The organism is Streptosporangium roseum DSM 43021 (assembly GCF_000024865.1).
GTDB classification, from domain to species: Bacteria; Actinomycetota; Actinomycetes; order Streptosporangiales; family Streptosporangiaceae; genus Streptosporangium; species Streptosporangium roseum.
On the sequence record NC_013595.1, the window covers coordinates 2,307,310 to 2,325,212 of the forward strand.

At 70.3% G+C, this 17,903-nt stretch carries 21 protein-coding genes; 13 read left to right on the top strand and 8 right to left on the bottom strand.

The window, feature by feature from the left end; genetic code table 11:
* Positions 1 to 63 precede the first annotated feature (63 nt).
* Entirely contained in the window at positions 64 to 618 is a 555-nt protein-coding gene (locus SROS_RS10370) for a CGNR zinc finger domain-containing protein (RefSeq protein WP_012888874.1), read from the bottom strand.
* Between the two features lie 166 nt (positions 619 to 784).
* Here SROS_RS10370 and SROS_RS10375 point away from each other — a divergent pair, with 166 nt between their 5' ends.
* Entirely contained in the window at positions 785 to 1,090 is a 306-nt protein-coding gene (locus SROS_RS10375) for a hypothetical protein (protein ID WP_012888875.1), read from the top strand.
* Positions 1,091 to 1,094: 4 nt separating this feature from the next.
* Here SROS_RS10375 and SROS_RS10380 read toward each other — a convergent pair whose 3' ends face one another.
* Entirely contained in the window at positions 1,095 to 2,492 is a 1,398-nt protein-coding gene (locus SROS_RS10380) for an aminotransferase-like domain-containing protein (protein WP_043651738.1), read from the bottom strand.
* On the opposite strand from SROS_RS10380, the gene SROS_RS10385 reads away from it, so the two are divergent.
* On the top strand, positions 2,491 to 3,441 hold the full coding sequence (locus tag SROS_RS10385) for a DMT family transporter (RefSeq protein ID WP_012888877.1): 951 nt from the start codon (positions 2,491 to 2,493) through the stop codon (positions 3,439 to 3,441). The two genes, SROS_RS10380 and SROS_RS10385, sit on opposite strands and share 2 nt — an antisense overlap.
* A gap of 58 nt (positions 3,442 to 3,499) precedes the next feature.
* A complete protein-coding gene (locus SROS_RS10390; RefSeq protein ID WP_012888878.1) occupies positions 3,500 to 4,522 on the top strand; it encodes a hypothetical protein in 1,023 nt (340 codons plus the stop codon).
* A 76-nt stretch (positions 4,523 to 4,598) separates the two neighbouring features.
* On the opposite strand, the gene SROS_RS10395 is transcribed toward SROS_RS10390, so the two are convergent.
* Complete coding sequence (locus tag SROS_RS10395; protein WP_012888879.1) at positions 4,599 to 5,540, bottom strand: pentapeptide repeat-containing protein; 942 nt, start codon at positions 5,538 to 5,540, stop codon at positions 4,599 to 4,601.
* A 181-nt stretch (positions 5,541 to 5,721) separates the two neighbouring features.
* On the opposite strand from SROS_RS10395, the gene SROS_RS10400 reads away from it, so the two are divergent.
* The 3 genes from SROS_RS10400 to SROS_RS10410 all read left to right on the top strand — a co-directional run bounded on the left by SROS_RS10400 (position 5,722) and on the right by SROS_RS10410 (position 7,907).
* The gene (locus tag SROS_RS10400; protein ID WP_043651743.1) at positions 5,722 to 5,946 is read left to right on the top strand and encodes a hypothetical protein; all 225 of its coding nucleotides are present in this window, start codon (positions 5,722 to 5,724) and stop codon (positions 5,944 to 5,946) included.
* 377 nt (positions 5,947 to 6,323) lie between these two features.
* Entirely contained in the window at positions 6,324 to 6,569 is a 246-nt protein-coding gene (locus SROS_RS10405; RefSeq protein ID WP_012888880.1) for a hypothetical protein, read from the top strand.
* Positions 6,570 to 7,130: 561 nt separating this feature from the next.
* Positions 7,131 to 7,907, top strand: coding sequence for a YoaK family protein (locus SROS_RS10410; protein ID WP_012888881.1), 777 nt, complete (start codon positions 7,131 to 7,133; stop codon positions 7,905 to 7,907).
* Positions 7,908 to 8,002: 95 nt separating this feature from the next.
* Here the strand turns inward: SROS_RS10410 and SROS_RS10415 are convergent, their stop codons facing one another.
* Positions 8,003 to 8,827: an SGNH/GDSL hydrolase family protein gene (locus SROS_RS10415; protein ID WP_012888882.1), complete on the bottom strand. Its 825-nt coding sequence runs from the start codon at positions 8,825 to 8,827 to the stop codon at positions 8,003 to 8,005.
* Positions 8,828 to 9,003: 176 nt separating this feature from the next.
* Here SROS_RS10415 and SROS_RS10420 point away from each other — a divergent pair, with 176 nt between their 5' ends.
* The 4 genes from SROS_RS10420 (at position 9,004) to SROS_RS10435 (ending at position 11,631) form a co-directional block, all read left to right on the top strand.
* A complete protein-coding gene (locus SROS_RS10420; RefSeq protein WP_012888883.1) occupies positions 9,004 to 9,624 on the top strand; it encodes a DJ-1/PfpI family protein in 621 nt (206 codons plus the stop codon).
* Positions 9,621 to 10,085: a MarR family winged helix-turn-helix transcriptional regulator gene (locus tag SROS_RS10425; protein ID WP_012888884.1), complete on the top strand. Its 465-nt coding sequence runs from the start codon at positions 9,621 to 9,623 to the stop codon at positions 10,083 to 10,085. The genes SROS_RS10420 and SROS_RS10425 overlap by 4 nt, the downstream gene beginning before the upstream one ends.
* A gap of 294 nt (positions 10,086 to 10,379) precedes the next feature.
* Positions 10,380 to 10,856: a peroxiredoxin gene (locus tag SROS_RS10430; protein ID WP_012888886.1), complete on the top strand. Its 477-nt coding sequence runs from the start codon at positions 10,380 to 10,382 to the stop codon at positions 10,854 to 10,856.
* A gap of 172 nt (positions 10,857 to 11,028) precedes the next feature.
* A complete protein-coding gene (locus SROS_RS10435) occupies positions 11,029 to 11,631 on the top strand; it encodes a DUF1707 SHOCT-like domain-containing protein (RefSeq protein WP_012888887.1) in 603 nt (200 codons plus the stop codon).
* A 260-nt stretch (positions 11,632 to 11,891) separates the two neighbouring features.
* On the opposite strand, the gene SROS_RS10440 is transcribed toward SROS_RS10435, so the two are convergent.
* The gene (locus tag SROS_RS10440) at positions 11,892 to 12,386 is read right to left on the bottom strand and encodes a GntR family transcriptional regulator (RefSeq protein WP_012888888.1); all 495 of its coding nucleotides are present in this window, start codon (positions 12,384 to 12,386) and stop codon (positions 11,892 to 11,894) included.
* Between the two features lie 109 nt (positions 12,387 to 12,495).
* Here SROS_RS10440 and SROS_RS10445 point away from each other — a divergent pair, with 109 nt between their 5' ends.
* A complete protein-coding gene (locus SROS_RS10445; RefSeq protein WP_245564601.1) occupies positions 12,496 to 12,819 on the top strand; it encodes a hypothetical protein in 324 nt (107 codons plus the stop codon).
* A 424-nt stretch (positions 12,820 to 13,243) separates the two neighbouring features.
* Here SROS_RS10445 and SROS_RS10450 read toward each other — a convergent pair whose 3' ends face one another.
* Positions 13,244 to 13,885 (bottom strand): JAB domain-containing protein, encoded by a 642-nt coding sequence (locus tag SROS_RS10450; protein WP_245564602.1) that lies wholly within the window; start codon positions 13,883 to 13,885, stop codon positions 13,244 to 13,246.
* Positions 13,886 to 14,200: 315 nt separating this feature from the next.
* Between SROS_RS10450 and SROS_RS10455 the strand changes: the two genes are divergently transcribed.
* Positions 14,201 to 14,644: a hypothetical protein gene (locus tag SROS_RS10455; RefSeq protein WP_012888891.1), complete on the top strand. Its 444-nt coding sequence runs from the start codon at positions 14,201 to 14,203 to the stop codon at positions 14,642 to 14,644.
* Positions 14,645 to 14,757: 113 nt separating this feature from the next.
* Here the strand turns inward: SROS_RS10455 and SROS_RS10460 are convergent, their stop codons facing one another.
* The gene (locus tag SROS_RS10460; protein ID WP_012888892.1) at positions 14,758 to 15,090 is read right to left on the bottom strand and encodes a hypothetical protein; all 333 of its coding nucleotides are present in this window, start codon (positions 15,088 to 15,090) and stop codon (positions 14,758 to 14,760) included.
* A gap of 470 nt (positions 15,091 to 15,560) precedes the next feature.
* A complete protein-coding gene (locus tag SROS_RS10465) occupies positions 15,561 to 16,208 on the bottom strand; it encodes a TetR/AcrR family transcriptional regulator (protein WP_012888893.1) in 648 nt (215 codons plus the stop codon).
* 78 nt (positions 16,209 to 16,286) lie between these two features.
* On the opposite strand from SROS_RS10465, the gene SROS_RS10470 reads away from it, so the two are divergent.
* A complete protein-coding gene (locus SROS_RS10470) occupies positions 16,287 to 17,855 on the top strand; it encodes an FAD-dependent monooxygenase (RefSeq protein WP_012888894.1) in 1,569 nt (522 codons plus the stop codon).
* The last annotated feature ends 48 nt before the right edge of the window (positions 17,856 to 17,903 follow it).

Genomic DNA, 17,903 nt, shown 5'->3' on the forward strand with positions numbered 1-17,903 from the left:
CGAGCGGGCATCAGGCGGGTGGATCCCCGAGACAGGCTCCTACACCGTATCGGGGAATCCGACTCAGAGATGACGCGGACCTGTCTCCGTCTGACGGCGAGCCCGATATGCCCGAGTCTTGGTGCGGTTGCCGCAGACTCTCATGGAGCACCAAGATCGTGAGCGGTTCTTGGAGGAGTCGACGAACGCCCACTGGCAGGTGCTCTCGGTGCACACCTTCAGCCTCGGCCACATCCCGTCGGCGTGCGCGCCCATCACCGCGGCCGCGATCCTGGCCAGCCCGCCGGGCACGCCGGCCGCGACCGGCTGGAGGACAGGGCCCCCGGCGGTCAGGGCGACCCGCAGGGGGAGCCCGGTGAACAGGCGGGGCAGGCCGGGCTCGCGGTCGTCGCCGTCGCGGGTGCGGCTGTCGTGGTTGGCCCGGAGCGCCGCGCGGAGGGACTCGCGGAGGTCGAGGGCCAGGGCGAGGTCGTCGTCGCCAGCGACGTCCCCGGGGCCGATCAGCTCCCGCCTGCCGAGCCACGCGGCCAGCGCGGCGGGCGTGGGGATGTCGTCGGTCCCGCCCTCGACGTCGTAGCTGTTGACGAAGTCGCACACCAGGTCGGAAGGGTTGTCCATGGTTCGATCACCTCTTCGCAACCACTGTATGCCATTAGGGGGTTGTATTCGCAGCAACACCGGCATAATGTTTTCAGTGGTGTTGATTGGAGGGGGACAATGTGGTACTGGGCCTATCTCGCCTTCCGGGAGAATCGCAGGTACGAGCCCGGCCGGAGGGGGAACCATGATCATGAGAGTGTGGCGCGGCTGGACGAGGGCGGAGGACGCCGCCGCGTATGAGAGCTATCTGCTCGACACCGGATACGTCGGCTACACCTCGACCGACGGCAACCGGGGCGTGTGCTTCACCCGCCGGGACGAGGGCGGCAGGAGCGAGTTCCTGCTGACCTCGCTGTGGGAGTCGTGGGAGGCGATCACCGCGTTCGCGGGGGAGGACCCCTCGCGGGCCGTCTTCTACGACGAGGACGACCGCTTCCTGGTCGAGCGCGACCTCACGGTGAACCACTACGAGGTCTTCGCCGCGACCTGACCCGTCAGGTGGCGTCCAGCGCCGTCGCCAGCCGCCGGACGCCCTCTGCCAGCTCCGGCAGGCGCAGGGCCGCCGAGTGGGTCAGCCGGATCCGGGGGCCCGGCGGCTCGGCCGGGTAGTAGATGCGTCCCTGGCTCACCATGACGCCCGCCCGCCGGGCCGCCTCCACCACGGTGTCCTCGTCGCGGTCGGGCGGGAGCCGTACCCACAGGTGCAGGCCGCCCCGGGGGAGGAGGTGGATCCCGGCGGCGGGCATCCGGGCGGTCAGCGCGGCGGCGAGCGCGTTCCGGCGGGTCGTCAGCTCGGTGCCCAGCCCGGCCAGGTGGCGCGACCAGGCGGGCGAGCCGACGAACTCCAGCGCCGTCTCCTGCAGCGGCCTGGCGACGAAGAACGACTCCACGACCTGGCTGGCTCTGAGCCGCCGCGCGGCCGGGCCGCGGGCGACGACTCCGGCGACCCGCATGCTGGGCGACAGGACCTTGGTGAGGGAGTTGACGTGCACGACCGTGCCGTGGGCGTCCAGTGAGATCATCGACGGCGGGACCGGCTCCGTCGCGAAATACCTGGCGTAGTCGTCCTCGATGACGAACGCCCCGGCCGCCCGGGCGATCGCGAGCACCTGCCTGCGCCGTTCGAGGGTCAGGGTCGCGCCGGTGGGGTTGTGCAGGGTCGGCTGGCAGAAGAAGACCCGCGCGCCCGTGACGGCGAAGGCCTCCGCGAGGAGCTCGGGCCGCACCCCGTCGCGGTCCATGGGCACGGCCGTCGGGCGGAGCCCGGCGGCCCGCGCGGCGGCGAGCGCACCCGGATAGGTCGGCGTCTCGACGAGGATCGGGGTGCCCGGGGCGGTGAGGGCGCGGAAGGCGTGGGTGAGGGCGGACTGCCCGCCGCTGACCACGAGGGCGTCCGAGGAGGTGACGTCGCCCCCCGCCTCCTGGGCGAACCAGCCGCGCAGCTCGGGGATGCCGCTCAGTGGCGGCAGCGCCCAGACGTCCGGGCGGCGGAGCGCGCGGATGGCGGCGGCGGACAGGGCCTTGGCGGGACGCAGGGTCGGGTTGAGGTAGCCGCCGGTGAGCGGGATGACGTCGTCCGGCGGGGGAGCGAGCAGGCCGCTCACCTCCGTGTCGTCCACCACCCGGTCGCCGAGCGCCACCGTCTGCCAGGACAGGTCCGCCGTGCCGCCGGCTCGGGTGACCGCGGGGGCCACGTAGGTCCCGCTGCCCGGCCTGGTGATCACTCGACCTTCCGCGGCAAGCCGGGCAAGTGCCCTCGACACGGTCACCGGGCTCACACCGTGGAGCCGCATCAGCTCCCGGCTTGATGGCAGCCTGTCCCCGGGGCGCAGCCGCGCCGTCTCCTCACGGATCATGGCAGCCAGACGGACGATACTGCTATCGTCATTCATGAATGGTAAGGATAGCGCTATCCTCTCAGGTCGAGTAGCGGTCGGCGCCACCCCGGCGCCCGCCGGGCGCACGGCGTCCTCCGGTACGGCGTGGCGGGGGACCCTGCTGGCCGGTCTCGGGGTGCTGTCGTTCTCCGGGTCGTTCCCGGCGACGGTCTTCGCGATGGAGGGGTTCGACCCCTATCTCGTGGCGATCGGGCGGGCCGTGATCGCGGCGGTCCCGGCGCTGGTCTTCCTGGTGGCGGCCAGAGGGCCGTTGCTGCCGCCCAGATCCCACCTCCGGTCCTATCTCGTCATCGTGGCCGGGGTGGTCTTCGGCTTCCCCGTCTTCAGCGGGCTGGCGCTCGACGCCGGGGCCAGCACCTCCCACGCCGCGGTGGTCATCGGGCTCCTCCCCGCCGCCACCGCCGCCTGTGCCGTCCTGCGCGGAGGGGAGCGGCCGAAACCGGCGTTCTGGGCGGCCTGTGCCCTCGGAGCCGTCTCGATCACGGCCTTCACCCTCAGCCGGGGCGGCGGCCACGCCACCGGAGCCGACCTGCTCCTCGTGGGGGCGCTGCTGTCGGCCGCGGTCGGCTACACCGAGGGCGGCCGGCTGGCCCGCGAGACGCCCGGCTGGAGGGTGATCTCCCACGCCCTGGTCATCGCCGCCCCGCTCACGGTCCCCGTGACGGTCGCCCTGGCGCTGACCACGGACGTGCGGCCCACCGCGACGTCGCTGGCCGGGTTCGCCTACGCGGGCCTGATCTCGATGTTCCTCGGCTTCATCCCCTGGTACGCGGGCCTGGCGGCGGGCGGGATCGCGCGCGCCGGGCAGACCCAGCTCGCCCAGCCGCTGCTGACGCTGCTCTGGGCCTGGCTCCTCCTCGACGAGCGGTTCGGCCCGCTGACCGTCGCGGCGGCGCTCGCCGTACTCGTGTGTGTCGCCATGAGCCAGCGGGCACGCTCTTGAAAGATGTGACATCCGAGCGCAGGATGTGAGCTGTATCTGTCACAAAAGGGGTGGGATCATGGCGGACCTGTCGATTCCCGAAGGCGGCTTCTGGCCCGCTCCGGAGATCCCTCAGCCGAACATCTATCCGATGGAGTGGCGGGTCGAGACCGGCAAGCTGGCGGCCATCTACGAGAAGTCCAAGCGCACGGTCTGGAACCCGGCCGACCTGCCCTGGGACGGCCTCGACCCCGGCGACTTCACCGCCGAGCAGCGGCTCGGGATCATGTACTGGTTCTCCGTACTGGCCAACTTCGACGCCTCGGGCCCGGCCGTCTTCGCCCGCGCCACCATCCAGGCGTTCGAGAAGCACGAGGAGGACCCGGTCCGCAAGTGCTTCTTCTCGATCACGCGTGACGAGATGAACCACGAGGAGTGCTGCCAGCGGACCATCGCCCGTCTCTGGCCGGGCGGGCCGCTCGACTGGACCCCCTCCACCGATCTGGAGAGGGCCGCCCACAACAACATCGGCTGGCTCTACCACAACGGCGGCCGCTACTGGACGGGCTACAGCGGCGCCGTCGGCAAATACAGCCTGCCGGTGCTGTTCACCAGCTTCATGATGGGCGAGATGGCCGCCTCCACCCTGTTCCGCGGCATGGCCACCGGCACCGATCACCCGGTGTTCAGCGAGATGTTCCACCGCATCGGCCGCGACGAGTCGCGCCATCTCCAGATCTGCATGACCATCCTGGAGAACGAGTGGCCCGGTCTCACCGACGACACCCGCTCGCTGATCACCCGCCAGCTCCGCGCCGGGTTCGTCTTCCTCTCGATGATCCTCTGGGAGCCGCCGGGCGGCTTCTGGGAGCTGCCCCCGTACTTCCTGCACAACCACCGCGTCCTGATGGACCACGCCCGCGACGCCGGGCTCGGCGTGCTCTCCTACGAGGAGCAGGCGGAGAACTGGCGGGTCGCCATGGCCCGGATCCGCGCCATCGTTGAGCGCTGGGGGATCGAGTTCCCGGCCATCCCCGAACTCGACATCGAAGGCGTCGAGGTCGACTTCCTCGACCCCGAGGACATCATCCCGGTGTTCTAGACGAGCAGGCCCGGCGTCTGAGGGCCGGTGAGCGGCCACGATCCGGCAGCCGTCCGCCTTACCTTGTCGCCCGAGCTCAGGGCCAGATCGTGTCGGCGTCCCACTTGACGATCTTTTTGAGCCGGTCGGTGGGGGGCAGTCCTGTCGCATCGGTCAGAACGGCATGCATGAAATTAGCTCCATTCAACTTGGCGCCGGTGAAGTCGGCATCCGTCAAGTCCGCAGCGGTCAGATTGGCGCCGGTCAAGTCGGCCTCGTCGAGAAAGGCGTGGGGTAGCTTGGCTATGTTGAGATTGGCGCGGGCGAGGGAGGCTCTGGTCAGTCGGGCTGAGTTCAGCTCGGCGCCGCGCAGATCGGCTTCGGACAGGTCTGCGTTCTCCAGTGACGCCAAGCGCAGATCGACTGCGACAAGGCCGGCACGTGCCAGATACGCGCCGTCCAAGACGGCGGTGTCGATTCGCGCATCCGAGAGGTCCAGCCATCCTGCTTTCGGATCGGCGGGCCGGACTCGACCCAATACTCTGAGAGCGGTTTCGACATCCTTTTCCAAGGTATCTGTCGTTCTCGGCTTACGGGCGTGTTCCAGAGTATACGTGGCGAGAACATCCACTACGGTCTGCTGGTAATCGGCCGCATCCTTGCCGATATTCCCCAGAGCATAGATGCCGCCGATGCGCACATCCATTTTATCGTCACCAAGCTGTTCGACGGCCTTGCTGAATCGATCGGTGATCTGGCCTTTTCGAGTCACGTCAAGTCCGTCACGGGCAATCTTCTGCTCCTCGCGAGCGGCGTCCAGCGACTTGGCGGTCTGAGCCAGGCTCTGCGCGGTGAAGAGCAGACTCACCAGCACGCCGATGGTCGTGGCGATCTGCAGCAGGGTGGCGATGAACTGGCGCCTGCTGTCGCGGGCCGTATTGTGCAGTTCGGCGCGGTCCTTCGCCGGGAGTGCGTCGAATTCCGCTCGTGTGAGTGCGGCGGTCGCCCGCTTTCCACGTTTCCACCGTAACCACGTCATGCCCGCATTATGCGATCAAGTACGCAGACCGGCGAGAGTATCCACTGCTCAGGTCGGGCGATGACGGCTGGGGAAGCGGCATCGAGGGTATTGGGACAGGACCCGGGGCGTCGGCGAGCAAGTTGCTTTCCGCGAGGCGTCTGATGCCGCAAGCCGGGAAAGCGCTCCAGGCCTGCTCCATATGGCCCGGATCCGCGCCATCGTTGAGCGCTGGGGGATCGAGTTCCCGGCCGTCCCCGGACTCGACATCGAAGGCCTCGAGGTCGACTTCCTCGACCCCGAGGACATCATCCCGGTGTTCCGAGTCCCCTGGCGGGAAGATCGAAATGCTTTCCGACCCGGGAGAAGATGGCGGATGCTGTCGTTCGCTGCCGGGGGCTGCCGCGTGACGGCGACGCATCGGTGACGCGCATCCCTGAGTCACGAGACCAACGATCACCCGCACCGGCGGCCGGCGCTCCGGCGACGCGTGCGATCCCGTAACCGGGCTGACGTACGAGAGCCATGCCCCTTCCCCGGGCCGGGGCACTCTCGCGTCTCGGGCTGCCGGGCCCCGGCGCCGTCAGGGGAGAAGTAGCTGTGAGTGATCGGCCCTCCCCCTGCTTGACCGGAGGCCCAGGGCGCTGTCTGACTGGAGGCCCGGGCCGCGTCGCGGCTGTGCGGCGGCCGTCCAAGAAGGCTGGCACTCCATTTGGTTACTCTCTGTGATTATTCGCTACTTCTGGTGGATAAAAGGGAGATGGGTGCGCTCCGTGCGAGGGCGGCCCAGACAAGGAGCACGACATGAAGGCAGTCAAGCGAGCACTCAAGGTCGGCCTGTGCACTCTGGCCGTCGGCGGGACGCTGCTGGCTTCGGTCCCCGCCGCCTCGGCGGCGGAATGGCACTGGCAGGGCCGCTACCCCGACTGGGTGACCTGTCAGGCAAACACCGTCTTCCGATTCGGCGGCTGGCCGGCGGACCGGGTGAAATGCGAGATCGACGGAACCTGGCATCCATTCCAGACCTACAGCCTCTACACCTACTCCTGAGCTACCGCGCGGGGCGGGCGCCAGGACCGACAGGCCCGGTATCCGCCCCGTGCCGGAATCGCCGACCGCCACCCGACGGCAACCGCCGGAGCCGCTCTGCGCCTGGTCGCGCGGGCCCGAGCGGAGGGCCCGCCGGTCGGCCGGTCCGGCGATGAACGGTCCCGTGCCGGGTGTCGTGACGGTCGGACCGTTCTCGCGGGACTTGGCGGTTGCCGGGTGTCGTGACGGTTGGACCGTTCTCGCGGGACTTGGCGGTTGCCGGGTGTCGTGACGGTTGGACCGTTCTCGCGGGACTTGGCGGTTGCCGGGTGTCGTGACGGTCAGACCGTCTTCGCGCGACTTGGCGGTCACCTTGTGGATCGTGACCCGGGCGACGTCGGACTCCGCCTCAAGAGGGCATGGAAGGGGCGGCTGGAGGGCTCCGGGCGCACCGGTGACGCACGAGCAGTGGACAGAGCCAATAGGCAGGGTGCTGGCATGGGAAAACGTGAATTCTCCGAACACATCGTCCCGGTCTTCTGACCCCGGCGGGAAGACCGGGAAGCGCTCCGGGCCTGCTCCATGACCCACTCCGACGCCGAACCGCCTCCGCCACCCGCGCGCGGGGCCGGCTCCGACGCCTCGCCGGCGGGAGGCGACCCGCGGCGGTGGAGCTACGTCGTCCTGGTCTTCCTGACCCTGGGAGCGGGCGCGATGGACGCGGTCGCGTTCCTGGCCCTCGGAGGCGTCTTCACCGCCAACATGACCGGCAACCTGATCCTCGTCGCGCTCGTCGGCGGTGAGAACTGGCAGATCCGGGTGATACGTTCCGGCCTCGCGTGCGTGATCTTCTCCATCGGGGTCTTCGTCGGTTTCAAGGTGCCCGACCGCGGCCGGGCGAACGAGTCGTGGCCCTCGGCCGCCACCCGCCTGCTCTGGATCTGCCTCGCCCTCCACGTCGCGTTCCTCGCCGGCTGGATACTCTGCGACGCCGCCCCCGGGCCGACCCCGACGCTCCTGCTGATCGCCGTGGCGTCCTGCGCCATGGGCCTGCAGGTCGCGGCGGCCCGGCGCGTCGACGTCGCCGGCATCACGACCACCTTCGTCACCGGCACCCTCGCCGCGCTGCTGCAGTCGCTGGCGTCGCGCAGGACCGCCGACACCGCCCGCCGCGCGGTCATCGTCCTGGCTCTCGCCGCCGGCGCGCTCTGCGCGTCGCTGGTGCTGCACCTCGCACCGCTCTGGGCGGGCGCGGTGCCGCTGCTGTTCACGATCCTCGCGCCCGCCACCGTCGTGACCCGCCTGCGCCCGCGGGGGCCGCGGCGCTCACGGCGCCCGCGCACCGGTACGGGTGGGTGATCCGGGTCCCGGTCGCGGGGAGGCCGGCGGCGGCGCTGGGGACCGGTGGGCGGGCGGCCGGCCGATGGCGGTGCCAGGGGCCGGTGGGCGGGCGGTCAGCCGATGGCGGCGCCGAGAGCCGGCAGGTAGCCCGAGGACTGCCCGCGCCTGTTCGGGTGGTAGGACTGCCAGGTGTTCGACGGCATGATGCGGGTGACCCACTCCCGCTGGACCCCGCCGGGAGCGCACACCCCGTGCCCGGCGAAGGCGTCGCGCACGTCGACGTAGCGGAAGCCGGCGTTCTCGGCCTGCTCCCGGATGACCGTGTTGATGTGGTCGGCGAGCAGGTTCATTCGCTTGCGCATCCACTCGGCGACGTCGCAGCCGGACGGGTGGCCCGCCTCGAACAGGTGCGGGTAGCCGACGACCAGGACCTCCGCCGCCGGGGCGGCGGCGCGGATGGCGCCGTAGGTCCAGGCGAGCTTGCCGGGCAGCCTCTGGTCGACGAAGCGCCCGGCGTCGTCGAGGACGCGGTTGCAGTCCTCAGCCTCGCCGCCGACCACGACGCAGTTGACGACGGCCGCCTCGAAGCCGGCGTCGTTTCCGCCGATCGTGACGGTGACCAGGGTGGTGTCGCCGTCCAGGGCGTCGGGCACCTGCCGCTCCACCACGTCGTCGGTCACCGCCCCGCCGCACGCCTCGTACCTGAAACTGTCGGGACGGCTGGCGCGGGCCCACAGGATCGGGTGGGAGTTGGCGCTGCGCCGGCACAGCCCGCTGTCGGGGTCGTAGTCCCCGGCGCCGGAGCCGGAGGCGAAGGAGTCTCCCAGGGCCGCGTAGTGCACCTGCATCGCGGCGGGCCGGATGGTGACCGGGGCGGTGCCGGTGCCGAAGGTGACCAGCGGGACGGTGACGAGGGTTGCGAGAAGTTGGTGGCGCACGGTCTCTCCTGTGACTGGCGTGATCGAACATGACAATTAGCAATGTATTCGTCACCTTGTGTGGCGTCGCCCGGACGCGCGGGCGGGCCCGTGAGTCCGCGTTCCGGCAGGGCGCCGCTTCGCGCGGAGGCTCTCTGAAGTTTGACAGCATGCTGTCCATATGACAGTCTGCTGTCATGAGTGAAGAGATCGTGCACGTGGCCGTCTACGACGCCCTCGCCGACTGGGAGGTGGGCTACGCCATCGCCCACATCCGCGGCGAGATGGCCCAGCGCGTGCCCGGCCGCTACGAAGTGAAGACGGTGGGCGAGAGCCACGAGCCGGTGACCACGGCCGGTGGGATGCGCATCCTCCCGGACCTGACGCTGGCCGGACTGGACCCCGCCGGCAGCGCGATGCTGATCCTGCCGGGTGCCTCCACCTGGGAGGGCGGCAACCAGGCGTTCGGCCGCAAGGCCCGCGAGTTCCTCGACGCGGGCGTCCCGGTCGCGGCGATCTGCGGCGCCACCGCCGGGCTGGCCAGGGAGGGTCTGCTCGATGACCGCGACCACACCGGCAGCGCCCCCGAGTCCCTCCGCGCGACCGGGTACGGCGGAGCCGCGCGGTACCGGGAGGCCCCGGCGGTCACCGACGGAGATCTGATCACCGCCGGTCCGGCCGCACCGGTGGAGTTCGCTCGCGAGGTGCTGGACAGGCTCGGCGTGTACGAGCCCCGGGTGCTCGACGCGTGGTACCGGCTGTTCGGCGAGCAGGACGCGAGCGCGTTCGCCGTGCTGGCGGCGGCGGGCCCGCGATGAGCGCCCGGGAACGGCGGGCGGAGCCGGCCGCGCTGATGGCCGGGACGGCGCTGGCCGTGTTCCGCCTCAACGGGCAGTTCCTGGAGGTGGCGGAGAGCCTGGCCCGGCCGGTGGGCCTGACCGCCGCCTGGTGGCAGGTGCTCGGCGCGGTGCTCGACGAGCCGCTACCGGTCGCCGGGATCGCCCGGGCGATGGGCATCACCCGCCAGAGCGTCCAGCGGATCGCCGATCTGCTCGTCGAGAAGGGCCTTGCCGAATACCTGCCCAACCCGGCCCACAGCAGGGCTAAACTGCTGCGGCCCACCGAGGACGGGCGGGCCGCCGTACGGCGCATCGCCCCCGGCCAACGCGCACTCGCCGGCCGCCTCGCTGAGCATCTGGGGCTCGACGAGTTCCAGCGTGCGCGGGAGGCGCTGGAGACGCTGTCACGGGCCCTGGAGGCCATCGACGCCGCCGGCTGACGCCGGTGGCACGAGGAGCGTTCCCGTGACGGGCGCACCCCGGATCCGGCCGTTCCGGATCGACACCCCGCAGGCCCGGCTCGACGACCTGGGCCCCGGTCCCGGTGACACCTTCCGTCCATGCGGAAACGGTCTGTAAGCGTCGTACCCGGCTTCCGCGGCGGGACCGCCGGGGGAGCTGTTCCTCGACCGGCGACTCGCCCCACAATGGGGGGCCGGAGCACCAGCCTCCGGTCCCGCCGGTCACGAAGTAACCGGGACGGGAGCTGTTCGGTGGCACAGGGAGGACATGTCGTGGGTGGAAGTCTCGCGGTGGGAGACGTGGTCGAGGATTTCGAGCTTCTCGACGAGACCGGGACGCCACGGCGGCTCAGCGACCTCGTTGCGACGGGGCCGGTGGTGCTGTTCTTCTACCCGGCCGCCATGACGTCCGGATGCACGGCGGAGAGCTGCCACTTCCGGGACCTGGCGGAGGAGTTCGCCGCCGTGGGGGCGACCAGGGTCGGGATCAGCCGTGACACGGTCGACCGCCAGCGGCGGTTCGCCGATACCCACAACCTGGGCTTCCCTCTGCTGTCGGATCCGGACGGCGCCGTCGCCCGGCAGCTCGGCGCCCGGCGCAACATCGCGGTAGGGCCCTTCCTCACCCGCCGGATGACCTTCGTCATCGACGTGGACCGCCGCCTCCTTGAGGTGATCCACAGCGAGACGAGCATGCAGGCCCATGCCGATCGGGCCCTGGAAGTCTTGCGGTCGCGGACCGGAGCGTGACCGGACAGGGGGAGTGGCGTCTTTTCGCGTAGAGGTCCCGGGACGGCCCGCGGCGTAGCCGTGCCCTTGTGCCGGAGACGCTGACGTGCGCGGCGCCCGGCCTCCGGCGAAAGCTCCGTCAGGCCGGCGTCCGGGGACCTGCTCCGGGGATCGACCCTTTAGTCTCCAAGACATGGCGACCCTTCCAGACCGGGATCCGCGGGAAATACGAGCCGCTGACGGCGACCGCGACCAGACTGCCGCAATCCTCCGCAACGCAGTCGGCGACGGCCGGCTGACCATGGACGAGTTCGAGGAAAGGCTGGCGGCGGTCTACACCGCCAAGACCTACGCCGACCTGGAACTGCTCACCGGCGACCTGCCGGACATCTCCCAGTCGACGGCCACGCCGAGCTATATCGGTCATGACCCGGACGCGCCGACCAGCGGCGTCGCCGTCGGGATCATGAGTGGCTTCAAGCGCGCCGGCCGCTGGCGGGCTCCCCGGAACTTCACCGCCCTGGCCTTCTGGGGCGGAGGCAAGATCGACCTGCGTGAGGCGGTGTTCACCGGGCGGGAGATGAAGATCCGGGCGTTCGCCGTCATGGGGGGTGTCGAGGTCGTCGTGCCCGACGACGCCGAGGTGTTCGTCACCGGGCTCGGCCTCATGGGCGGGTTCGGCCATGAGGCGAGCGGGGTCGGCAGGCCCGGCGCGCCCCGGATCGTGGTGACGGGGTTCGCCTTCTGGGGCGGGGTCGAGGTCAAGCGCAAGGCCCGCAAGAAGAGGAGCAGGTAGCGAGCGGCCCGCCGCCGCGGGCCTTCTCCGCGTGCCGTGGGATGATGCGCGGGCGGATCACACCACCTGGCCCCTGGAAGTGGACGGCGAGGACCTCGCCTCGGTGACCTTCGGCGTCCGCTCCGATCCCGGGGACGGATAGCGCTTGTGTCCGCCGATCTCCGTGATGACAGCCGGGACCCGGTGGCTCGCTCTCACCCGCATGCGACATGCATGCTTCGACGGCTCCGGCGAAGAGCGGCAGAAGTCGCTCTGTCCGGTTAAGAGGCTGTTCCCTGTGTGCCTGGCCAGTCTTCGGGTTGTGACACGTAGGTGCCGCGATGGGGCACGGTGAAAACCCAGCCCTGATCGCGCAGGAACGCGACCGAGTTTCGGACGGTGACCTTGGCGACGCCGTACTGCTCCATGAGCATCTTCTCGCTGGGAATCGCGCGATTCGGTTGGAATTCGCCCTTGCGGATCCGTTCGGCGATTTCGTGGGAGATCTGCTGGTAGAGGGGCGTCTTGCGAGGAGCCCGCGGGATGTCCGGATCGCCGACAAAAGTGCCTTCGCCCTGGACGGTGTAGACGAGGCCTTGCTCGCGGAGCTCTCGTGCGACTCGGCGCGCGGTGGCGCGAGCGATGCCGTACTCGCTCTCCAGTTCAGTTTCGCTGGGCATGGCCTCGCCGGACGTGATGTCGCCGCTGGTGATTCGTTCCCGAATCACCTCGGCTATCTGCTTATAGACCGGTATGGGTCCGTCGCGATCAAGCACAGATGAACACTAGACCAATGCAAACGTATACCCACAAACCAGACACTCAAAGAGACGATGCTGTACGAGTTAGTAGACCGGGATGGACGACCCGACTTATAGTCACTGGGTGGTCGAGAGGGAGATGGTGCTGGAAGTGGTGGTTGGGGTGTCGGGGGAGCGGCATCACGGGCATCACGTGGCGCCGTTGCAGGCGGCGCATGAGGCGATCGACTGGCGGCCCGAGGTGCCGAGGGGGGATCGGGTGAGGGTGAAGGAGCACACCTGTGACTGCCGGGCGACCTTCTACGAGCTGTGCCGGGCGGGTGGGTTGATGTTCATACGGCGGACGCATCGGCTGAGAGGCGTGGTGGCCGTGCACGAGTCGCCATGGGCGCTCTCCAAGGAGGTGGAGGCGTTGTGGCTCCGCCTGCTGATCGGTAGCGCGCGTTGACCACCCGGCAAGCACGTCCGGTGGCGGGGCGAGTGCCCTTCCGCCCGAGTAGTCCATAAGCTCCCTGCCTCTCCGATGGGCCATGACGGTCGGGGAGGCAGGGCAGTGGTCCCGCATCCGTTGGAGGGCGGATGCGGGACCACTATCCAAGATCCCGGCGGGCATCTCTTCCCCACCGCCCGCCGGGTCTCGCTCCCGGCGGGCCATCCCATGAATCCGCCCGCCGGGAGCAGGCGGTGGTCCCGTGCCAACCGGGTGGCGCGGGACCACCGGCAAGAGAGCCCCTGTCGAGCGGGCCGCCGCCAGGCGAGTCACGGTCAAATGGCTTACCGCCGGGAGCCGCCGCCGAGTGAGCCGGTGTCGGCGATGCGGCGCCAGGTGGAGGCCGCCTCAGGCGGCGATGCGGCGCCAGGCGGAGGCCGCCTCAGGCGGCGATGCGGCGCCAGGCGGTGTCGGTGACGATCACGTGGTCGAGGAGGCGGAGGCCGACGGTCTCGGCGGCCTCGCTGAGTCGGGCGGTGACCTCCAGGTCGGCCGGGCTGGGGTCGAGGGAGCCGCTGGGGTGGTTATGGGCCAGGCCGAAGGAGGAGCCGCCGGAGGTGAGGACGGTGGTGATGATCTCCCGGACGGGAGCCGGGGCATGGTCGCTGCCGCCCTCGCTGACGATCGTCTTGCGGGTCACCGCGCCGCCCGGGTCGCAGACCACCACGACCACGCGTTCGTGACTGAGGCCGCGCAGGAGTGGGGAGGCGACGGCGGCCAGGTCTCCCGAGCAGGTGATCCGGCGGCGCTCCGGCTCCGACTGCGCCTGCCGTACGAGGTGGAAGGCGGCGATGACCCGGGCGGCCTTGGCCGGGCCGATGCCGGGGACCGACATCAGGCGGTGGGCGTCGGAGCGGGCCAGCCCGCGCAGGTCGCCGCAGTGGGCGATCAGGTGGGAGGCGAGCTCGACCGCGTTGGTGCCCCGGCTCCCCGAGCCGATCAGCAGGGCGAGCAGCTCCCGGTCGGCCAGGGCGGTCGCGCCACTCGACAGGAGCCGCTCGCGCGGCTGGTCGTTGGGGGGCATGTCCTTGACGCGCAATCGGCACCTCCGGCTCGGGAAACCAGGTCGGTTCTACCAGGGGGCACCGACAGTCCGGCCTCGGACAGCCGGATGCCCCCGGGGGCGAACGGCACCCCGCCTTCGTGGCCGGCCGACATGGTTTCGACGCTCACCTCGGCTGTCGCGGTCACCGCCGGACCGTGCCCGGTTGTGATGCGCGTCACAATCCAGGCTGGCGAGAACCAGTGGCGGCCCCGTCGGCTACCTACCGGACAGATCCGGTACGACAAGGGATCACCACAGTCGCGCGGGTCGAAAGCCCGCCGTGAAGGAGTCGCCATGAGCAAGAAGATGATCGCTGTGCTCCTCGGAGCGAGCTTGACCGCCGGGGTGCTCGGGCTGGGCGCCGGCGGTGCGTTCGCCGGTGACAAGGCCGGCGCGACCGGCACGCCCGGAACGACCGGCGCGATCACAACCGAGGCGGCTGCGCCGCGGCCGCCGAAGGGCGCCAGGGCGGTCGTCCAGGTCAGCCCCAACCCCACCGTCAAGCGAGGCGAAGAGGTGACGATCACCGGCCACTGCGGCGGAGGTAAGAAGCTCAACGCCGTGCTCAGCGGATTCAGCGGCAGGCCGGTGTTGAAGAACATCCGCATCATCGACGACAACCCGGACGGATTCGTGGCGAAGGCGACCCTCTCCCGTGAGATCGGCAACGGCGTCGGTCCCGTTTTCGTCGACTGCGGCGGCGAGGCGGGCGTGACCCTCCTGGTCACCCACGTCTGATCCGAGCCTTCCTTCACGGGCTCGTTAGTGCCGCGTTAGTGCCGTGTTCCTGAATGGCCTCCCGCGTAGCTGGTGAGGCCTTCGCGAACCGGAGTCTCGCTCGTTCGTGAGCGCTACCACGCGGCGTGATCGCACCAGCTCGAGCCGTACCAGGTGTCCGCGGTGTCACCGTCCGACCCGCCGTCATTGTCGGCATACCACTCCCACAGCCACCACCCCGTGGAGTACCACTGGTAGCTTCCGACGTAGTGTTTACCGGTGTTGTGGGAGTGACCGAGCGCCTGCTGCTTGGGGTCTCCGCCGGGGCTGGCGTTGATGTAGATCGTGTTCACCATGCACCGGACGTCCGCGTGCGCCGCTGTGGTCCCGCCCGTGACGACCATGGCCCCTGCCAGGGAAACGGCCGCGGCGCCGAGGGCACCCCATCGCTGGAGATTTCTTTTCATTCCCTGCCCTGTACTGAGAATCCTTTGGAATTTACGGCGTCGGACCCGTTCGGCGGATCCGACGTGCTCAGTATGTTTGCGGCCGATCATGGGAGTCGTTAGCAGAGCGCGCAGTGTTCCTTGTCAGCGGGCGCACACACGGCGACTCGCAACCGTCCGGTCACCGTCTCACAGTCACCGTGCGGCGAATCGGGGGTGTACCCCTCAGCCGTTTCGCGGCCGGTCATCGCGGGTGGAGGGCTGTGGAGGGTTATGGCCGTAGGCAGCGGCGGTGACGGTCGCGGTGGGCACGGAGCCGACCCGCCTCTTACGCCACCGGCTTGTGTGCCGCCTTTGACGAACGCAGTATTGGCAGGCCCGATGGTCCCAAGGCTCCGGCGAGTCATGGAGCGGTCCGCCGGTGACCGTCCTCGTCGGCGCGGCTGCCGGGGCCGGACAAGACGGGGGCCGTGCGGTCGGAGACGTGCCCGTCACGCCGGCGGGGAGGCCTCGGCCGGGGCCAGTGCCCGGTCCAGGGCGTCGAAGGAACGGTTCAGCAGGGCGATGTGGTCGTCTATGACGTCATCGAAGCGTTCGCCGGCGAGGATCCGCCGGGCGGTGATGATGTAGGTCGTGCGGTAGGCCGAGACGGCCAGCCCCGCCGCCACCCGGGGCCACGGATCGCCGGGACCGGCCCTCGAGGCCTCGGCGAACAGCACGCCGAGCAGGTTCTCCAGCCCGTCCACCAGCTCCCTGGCCCGTGCCTGCAGCGACGGGGAGTCCAGGATGACCTGCCAGAAGAACTGGTAGCCGTCGCCGATCCCCCCGAGGGGGTGACGCCGCTCCAGGAGGTCCAGCAGCAGACGGCGCAGCGCGGCCGGCGGCTCCTCGCCCTCGGGGCGTTCCCGGACCGCCTGGGTGATCAGCTCGGCGGCCTCGGGGAACCGGTCGAGGAAGAGGTCCTCCTTCCGGGGGAAGTAGTTGAAGACCGTCTTCGTCGAGACGCCGGCCGCCTCGGCCACCTCGGCCACCGTGACGTTGTCGAACCCGTGCCTCATGAAGAGGCCTGAGGCCACATCTGAGATCAGTTTGCGGGTCTGCAGCTTCTTCCGCTCGCGGAGTCCAGGCTCGTTGCTCACAAAATTACTATAGTTGATAAAAATTTATAGCTGGAGTAAATTTTTAGTGACAGTAGATATTTCATCAGGGGGTGTGGCATGTCGTACGACGTCGACGTGATCGTGGCCGGGGGCGGTCCCGTGGGGTTGATGCTGGCCTGCGAGCTGCGGCTCGGTGGCGCCTCGGTCGTGGTGCTGGAACGGCTGACCGAGGTGGACCCCACCATCAAGGCCGGGTCGCTGAACACGCCCAGCGTGGAGGCGCTCTACCGGCGCGGCCTGCTGCCCGGCCTTCAGAAGGCCCAGGAGGAGAACCTGGAGCGGTTCGCCGCGTTCATGCGGCAGCGGCTCCCGGAGGGGGAGCCCGCCAAGGCGCCGCCGAGGTTCGCCGGTCACTTCGCGGGGATCACGCTCAGTGCCGACCGGCTCGACCCGTCCGACCCCGACCTGAACGGACACGGCCCCGCCGATCTGGTCGGCATGGTCGGTCAGCAGCAGCTTGAGGTCCTCCTCGCCGAGCGCGCCGCCGATCTGGGAGTCGACGTGCGCCGGGGCGTGGAGCTGACCGGTTTCGAGGCCGACGGCGACGGGGTGACCGTCGCGACGGGCGAGGGGCCGCTCCGGGGGCGCTGGCTGGTCGGCTGCGACGGGGGCAGGAGCGCGGTCCGCAAGCTCGCCGGCTTCGACTTCCCCGGCACCGGCCCGGAGATCACCGCCCATCAGGCCATGGTGGAGATGGAGGGCGCCGAGGCGCTGGGGGCGGGCTGGCACGCCACCCCCACCGGCGTCTACGCGCACGGCCCGATGCCCGGCCGCATCCTCACTGTGGAGTTCGGTGGTACCCCCGTCGGCCGGGACACCCCCGTCACCGCCGACGAACTGCAGGCGTCGATCAGGAACGTCAGCGGGGCCGACGTCGTCGTGACCGGCGTCAAGACCGCGACCCGGTTCACCGACAACGCCCGCCAGGCGACCACCTACCGGCTCGGGCGGGTGCTGCTGGCCGGTGACGCCGCCCACGTCCACTCGCCCTTCGGCGGACAGGGCCTGAACCTCGGTCTCGGGGACGCGGTGAACCTCGGCTGGAAGCTCGCCGCCACCGTGCGGGGGTGGGCGCCGGAAGGGCTGCTGGACACCTACACCGCCGAACGCCACCCGATCGGCGCCTGGGTGCTGGACTGGACGCGCGCCCAGATCGCGCTGATGCGCCCCGACCCCCACGCCAGAGCGCTGCGCGAGGTGGTGACCCAGCTGACGGAGACCGTCGCCGGGACCACCCACTTCGTCAAGAAGATCTCCGGGGTCTGGCAGCACTACGACCTTCCCGGCGACCACCCGCTGGTCGGCGGCAGCGCGCCGGATCTCGAACTGGCCGACGGGTCCAGGCTCGCCGACCACCTGCACGGGGGCGGGGCGCTGCTGCTGGACCCGGCCGGAGAGCTACGGGTCCTGGTGTCCGGCTACGACGACCGGTTGAGGGTGGTCGCCGAGCCCGTCCCCGGACGGGCCGGGCTGGCGGGACTGCTCGTGCGGCCCGACGGCGTCGTCGCCTGGGCCGCCGACACCGGCCAGGTGGACCCCGGCGCGCTGGAGGCGGCCCTGTCCGCATGGCTCGGCGCGCCCGCCGTGGCGGGCGCCGGTGCGCGAGCGGCGCGGGCGTCGGCCTGAGCGTCTCCCGGAGACTGCGAAGAAGCCGGTCCGGGCCCCGGGACCGGG